At 69.9% G+C, this 5,833-nt stretch carries 7 protein-coding genes; all 7 read right to left on the bottom strand.

What is annotated here, in order from left to right:
- Positions 1-947: AAA family ATPase (locus B056_RS0106955; RefSeq protein ID WP_035750443.1), on the bottom strand; the 947-nt coding region annotated here is incomplete at its 3' end.
- A gap of 359 nt (positions 948-1,306) precedes the next feature.
- The gene (locus B056_RS0106945) at positions 1,307-1,612 is read right to left on the bottom strand and encodes a hypothetical protein (RefSeq protein ID WP_026239420.1); all 306 of its coding nucleotides are present in this window, start codon (positions 1,610-1,612) and stop codon (positions 1,307-1,309) included.
- A gap of 76 nt (positions 1,613-1,688) precedes the next feature.
- The gene (locus B056_RS0106940) at positions 1,689-1,958 is read right to left on the bottom strand and encodes a hypothetical protein (RefSeq protein ID WP_020572353.1); all 270 of its coding nucleotides are present in this window, start codon (positions 1,956-1,958) and stop codon (positions 1,689-1,691) included.
- 821 nt (positions 1,959-2,779) lie between these two features.
- Positions 2,780-3,709, bottom strand: coding sequence for a bifunctional lytic transglycosylase/C40 family peptidase (locus B056_RS0106935; protein WP_018501161.1), 930 nt, complete (start codon positions 3,707-3,709; stop codon positions 2,780-2,782).
- Entirely contained in the window at positions 3,706-4,695 is a 990-nt protein-coding gene (locus tag B056_RS45305; RefSeq protein ID WP_018501160.1) for a replication-relaxation family protein, read from the bottom strand. The genes B056_RS0106935 and B056_RS45305 overlap by 4 nt, the downstream gene beginning before the upstream one ends.
- Positions 4,692-5,108, bottom strand: coding sequence for a type IV secretory system conjugative DNA transfer family protein (locus B056_RS35525; protein WP_230202867.1), 417 nt, complete (start codon positions 5,106-5,108; stop codon positions 4,692-4,694). Before B056_RS35525 ends, B056_RS45305 begins: the two co-directional genes overlap by 4 nt.
- A 140-nt stretch (positions 5,109-5,248) precedes the next feature.
- A partial coding sequence (locus B056_RS0106920) for a group II intron maturase-specific domain-containing protein (protein ID WP_018501158.1) occupies positions 5,249-5,833 on the bottom strand: 585 nt, incomplete at its 5' end.

The raw sequence follows: 5,833 nt of genomic DNA, 5'->3' as shown, positions 1-5,833 counted from the left end.
ACGGTCACCGCCCGCCTGTCGATCTTGAGTCGGGTGGCCAGATCGAAATCGGTCGACACTTCGACCTGCACGGAGAACCTGCTCGACAGCGCCTCGGTGAGGATCGCCCCGTGCACGCCCGGGTTGTGCCCGGCGATGATGTAGAAGCCGGGGGCGGCAGTGATCGTCTCGCCCTTGTGCGCCTTCACCACGATCCGCTTGCGACCATCCATCGCGGGATAGACCACCGCGAGGACCGCCGGGCTGATCAACGTCGCGTCGTCGATCAACAGGGCCTTGCCTTCCACCATGGCGGTGATCAGCGGCCCGTAGATGAATTCATACCGGCCGTCGGGGGTCTGGGTGTATTCCCCGATCAGGTCCCCGACCTGGGTGTCCCCGTCCCCCGCGATCGTGATCAAGTCGTCCCCGAAGGCGGCTTCGATCACGCTCGTCTTCCCCGTGCCGGGCGGGCCGTAGAGCAGGACCGGTACTTCGGCGGCGCGTAGCTTGCGCAGGACGTCCACGTCAGGCAGGTCCGCCAGCTTCCGGGGCCGGTACACCTGCCCCGACGGGCGGATGATCCCCCCGTCCGGCGTCGTGGGCGGAAGGGCCGGCCGAGCCTTCGGCACCACCGCCGGGGGTGGGGCTGGGGTGGGGCGGGGCTTTGCCACGGGTGGGGTGCCGGTACGCCCGGTCAGGGCGTCCTGCGTGGTGGGGGTGGCCGTGTACCGCAGGGGCTTGGCACACGTGAGGGTCGCCTGGCCTGCGGCGGCGAGGCGGTCCAGCGCGTTCCCGACCGCGCCGCCGCTGCGTGCCAGGGCGGTCGCCACGGCCGTCGGCGTATGGGAGTCAGAGGGGTGGTCGAGCAGGTACTGGGCGACCAGGTGGCGCAGCCCGAACGGCGCAAGGCGAGGGCTGGCGGCGGCGTCGGCAGGTGCGGGCGGGGTCGGGGCAGGGCTGCTCATCCTGATCTCCAGGCAGGTAGGGGTACGGGGCGGCCGGGGAATGGGTGGTGTGCGGCGGTGCGGGGGTCGGGCCCCGGGGGCGGGTAGACGCACCCCGGGGCCGGACAGCGGGTGTTGCNTGGTTCAGGCGGTGTCGGGAACGACGGCGAAGGCGAGCGTNCCGTCGGGNAGCTGCGCGGCGCGTATCTGACCGTCGCGTATGAGCCCGATCAAGGCGGCGTCGAACAAGGCGGACCCGTTCTGGCTGNCCGNATGGTCACCGGTGACGATCAGGTGCGCGGCTTCATCGGGGGTGAGGAGCCGCGCCCCGGGCGGTACCGGAACCCCGTCGGGGGCGGGGGTGGGGTGGGTCGGGTCGGTCATGACGCGCGGGATCCTTCCGGGGTGGTGGGGTGGCCGAATGCTTCGGTGATCGCTTCCAGGTGTCCTTCGTGCCGGGCGTGGTTGATCCACTTGTCGGCGGTGCGGAACGGGCGGACGACGGCGTCCTCATTGCCACGCACTTTCCGTAGCCGCGTGGCGACGTGTTCGACGGGCAGGGTGGTGGTGTCGAACGGGGTCGGGGCGACCACGTTGATTCCGGCGGTGGGGTCGACCAGGTGCGCGTAGTAGACCCCGGACGGGTGCGGGAACACGGCGATCAAAGGGGTGGTCCGGTCGACCATCGTGGTTTCCTTACGGCGGGGGTGAGGATGGGCGGGGTATGCGTCCTGGATGGCACGTGCCCCCGGCCGGACCAGGTCAGGAAAAGACGCGCTCGGCGTGGATGAGCCTGCTGTTGACGAAGACCGCAAGGTCCGTCATGCGGTCCGGGGTGTCCCGGGTATATGGGGTGTCCACGAAGATCACCGTTTCGTCGTTCCTTTCGAAGACGGTGACCTGTAGCTGCGACCCCGGGAAGCCCGGTGTCCACGTCAGGGCGGGGTGTCCCGACGCCGGGATCGTCCAGGACTGGATGATTCCCTTCAGGCCGGATCGCCGTCCGGGGCGGCGTAGGCGCGGCAGACGCATGGCCGTGCTCCTTTACAGGGGGGTGTGGGTTCACTGGCGTTCGCATCCCCGGTCGCATCGTTCGCGGTACCGGTTTCCCGTTCGGGTTTCGCGTTTCGCGTTCCGTTCGGGCGGTGCGTTTTCGGTGTGGGACAACATTAACCTGGCCCGTTCGCGAATGGGAAGGGATTTTCCATGACTCTTTAGGGAATGTTTTTGAAAAGAGTCATGGAAATGCGCTTGCCTGAANGGCGAATGCGAGCTATCCGCGTATGCGCGGATAGGTAATGGGCGAAAAGAGTCATGAAAACGGGGGTGGGAATGCACGCGGAATGAGATAGAATGGTGACAACGGAATCGGCGCGACAACGAAAGGTGGTGGTTGGGTTGCGCGCACGCGACCGGCGGCGGCCCGCCGCCCACCTTCCCGGACGGGCGACGCCCGGCCCCGCGCACGCGGGCGGGCGCGGGCCGGGCCTGGGGCCGGCGGGACGCCGGGCCCAGGGCGGATAGCCGCCCGGAGGCGGAAAACCGTGAGGTGGCCCGGTGTCCGCCCCCCGGGCGGGCGCCGGGCCGCCGCACGTGTTTTCCAGGCCTCCGGGCGGCGTAGCCTGGCCGCCGACCGGAGGGGGCTGCGGGCCGCTGACCTGCGGTTTTACCTCCCAGGCCCCCCTCCAGCCCTAATCGGAGGGAATAATGGAGGGAATGGTGGCGGGAATAATGGAGGGTATAAAGGAGGGTAGGGGTTCGGTTTTTCCCTGCATGGCTGGAGGGGGTTCCGTGGTAAGGGTCCCTCGGGCCCGCCTGCGCCACCGCGGCCGGGTGGCGCAGGCGGCGCGGGGTTAGGGAAGGCCTGCCGATGCGGGGGCGGGTCGGGTGGCTCCGCGGTAGCTGGGGCGGACGTAGGTTTCGGTCCGTACCGGGGCCCCGCGCCGGGGCGCGTTCACCATGTTCCCGCTGCCAATATAAATTCCGACGTGGGTGATGTCAATGTCGGACGTGCCGTAGAAGACGAGGTCTCCGATTTCCAGGGGGGTTCCTGGGGGTAGGTGTGGTCCGGCGTTGAACTGGTCCTGGGCGACACGGGGGATGGCGATTCCGGCGGCGGCGTAGGCGGCCCGGCTCAGCCCCGAACAATCAAAGCCTTTCTCGCCATAATCGGGCCCGTCTCCACCCCACAGGTACGGGAGGCCGAGCTGCGCGGTGGCGTAGTCCACCGCGGTCAGCGCAGCCGTAGAAGGGCCGCTGCGGGTGGTGAGGTCGGGGGTGGTGTAAACGTCGGCCTGGGTGAGAACCCGCGTCACGTACGAGGTGTCGTGGTTATAGGCGTAGAGCGCCCCGGGTATATTCGCGCCGTCGCGTGCGCCGGAGACGCACAGATAGTGGGCGGCGGAGTAGACCGCGTCGGCGGGATTGTTGATGTCGCTGGTTCCGTCGGCGTCGCCGTCGACCCCGTAGGCGGCGAAAGTGGCAGGCAGAAACTGCATCGGCCCGACCGCCCCGGCGTCCGAGGTCCAGTCCGGATTCTGCCCGTGGTCGGTCTCGACTTTGCCGACCGCGGCCAGCACCGTCCACGCCAGCCCCGGGCAGGTCGCCGCCGCGGCGACATAGAGCCGCTGGTAGTCGACGGGGATCTCCCCCGCGGCGGCCGGGGAGGGCGCCGGCTGCCCGCCGGCGGCGGCCTCGCCGCCGAGCAGGCCGGCCGCCACCCCGCCGGCGAGCAGTGGGATGGCGAGCAGCAGCGCGCACAGTCCGACGGCGAGCCGGGTCACGCAGGGCCGAGGGGGGACCGCGGCCCGAAGTGCGGCGCGGGTGGGCGCGGTGCCGGCGCCGGGTCGGTCTCCTCGTCGTCCGGGGGGTCGGGGTCGTCGAACGGGGACCGGCTGACGATCGGGGTGCCGTAGCGGGTGGTGAGTCCGTCGAGGTCGGTGCGGGTGGTGGCGTGCAGCGGCAGCCAGACCGGGCGGGCGGGGGCGAGGTCGGCCGGTTCGGTGGCCGGGGCGGTGGGGGTGAGGGGGCTGGTGGTGAGGGGGGCGGGGGCGGCGGTGACGATGACGACCCCGGCCGGGCTGGCGGTGAGGCGGGCGCGTAGTTCCCGTTCCCGGGTCGCGGACGGGAGCCAGATCAGCACGGGGCTGGTCAGGCCGCTGGAGGCGGCGAGGCGGGTGTAGCCGGGGATCTTGCGGGCGACCTGGGAGAGGCTTTCGCTGCCGGTGTCGAACTCGACGAAGAAATCGAGCCGGCGCCGCCCGGTCTGCCAAGTGCCGTAGCCGTCGGGGCGGATCCACTGCCCCCACAGCGCGGCGGCGCGTTGTTCGGACCACCAGACGGTGAGCCCTTCATGGTCGGGGCGGGGGCGGCTGGCGTGGACGAGGGCGGTGAACACCGCGTTGACGCCGAGGTGGTGACCGAGGCGCGGGGAGTTCGCCCAGGCGTGCAGCTTGTCTCGGCGGTAGCCGAGTTCGGCGACACTCATGCCGCGTTCGGCGGCGAGGATCGCCGCCCCGGCCGGACCGAGGGCGTAGTGGTAGGGGCCGGTGCCGCGGCCTTGGCCGTAGTAGGGGCGGAGCCGGTCGAGGGTCTGCAGCCGGGTCAGGGTCGCCAGGCGTAGCCGGGTCATCCGGTCACCGGTGAACGCCAGGCGGGTGAGCTGGTGGCGGGTCAGGACCCGGTGTTCGTGCAGCATCGCGAATATCCACCGGTCCCGGCTGGTCATCCGCCCGGACACCTCCAGCAGGGTCTGCTCACCGCCACTCACTGGCCACCCCCCGCCAGGCCGGACCGGGGCCCGCGCCCGGCATCGGGTGCGCCGGTGTGCCGCCGCGCTGCCACTCGCAGCGCCTCGGCGCGGCCCGGGGTCGGGGGTGGGAGGGGTCGGGTTCGTAGGGTGAACGCGGCGGTGTCGGCCTGGTCGACCACCAAGCGGGCCGCGGCGGTCCAGGCGGGGAGCCGGGCGAGGTCATGCTGGGTCAGAACAGGGCTGACATGCCGGGACAGATCCGCGGCGTCTTTTGGACTGACGCCGAAGAACAGTTTGCTGCGGGCGTTCGTGCTCAGCGCGTCGGCCAAATCGTCGGGGAGCTGGCGCAGGTGCTGGTGGGCTAGGGTCATGGACAGCCGGTAGCCGCGGGCCTCGGCGAGCATGTCCTCCACCGCCCCCGGCATCGTCAAGAAATTTTGGTGAAAGTCGACCCGCGGCGCCCTGCCGGTGTCTCCACCGGTGGATTTCCGCGAGCCGCTTCCCGAACCGGACATGCGCATCTCTACGCATCCGGCTCTCCGCAGGTCCCGCTCGGGCATGATGGCGCTCCTCACTGTTCGACCGGCCATGGCGTGGGGATGCTTTTTCCTCGGTACCGGTAGGTGGTCGTGCGTACCTCGCCGGGGTTGAAGAGGGTTATCCCGTTGCTGCTGGGCCACCAGCCGCCGTCGCAGTAGCGGCGGCGGAGTTCCTTCCAGTTGTTCTTGGGGTGCTTCCTCCGGATCCATTCCCAGACGTGCTTCCAGACGTAAGCGCGCAGGTACTGGAACGTTTTCGAGGACACCCCTGGTTGGAAGTAGGTGCACCAGCCCCGCAGTGCCTGGTTGAGGCCAGGCAGCAGGTCGGCCAGGTCTTGGTTCGTGGTCTGCCCGCACAACGCCTTCACCTTCATGGTGATATTGGCGAGAGATTTCTTCGCCGGGTAGGTGTAGACGAAGCGCCGATCCGTCGTCCCCTTCTTCAGATGGCGTTGGATGCGCCACCCCAGGAAGTCCAGACCCTCGTCGATATGGGTGATCAGGGTCTTGCCCTCGGACAGGCGTAGGCCCACCGTGGACAGAACCCCCGCGATCTCCTCACACAGGGTTTCCGCATGGTCGCGGTCGCCTGCCACCATCAGGCACCAGTCATCGGC

Source organism: Parafrankia discariae (genome assembly GCF_000373365.1).
GTDB lineage: Bacteria > Actinomycetota > Actinomycetes > Frankiales > Frankiaceae > Parafrankia > Parafrankia discariae.
The sequence above is the reverse complement of the archived record's forward strand: the minus strand, read 5'-3'. Positions and strand labels throughout refer to the sequence as shown.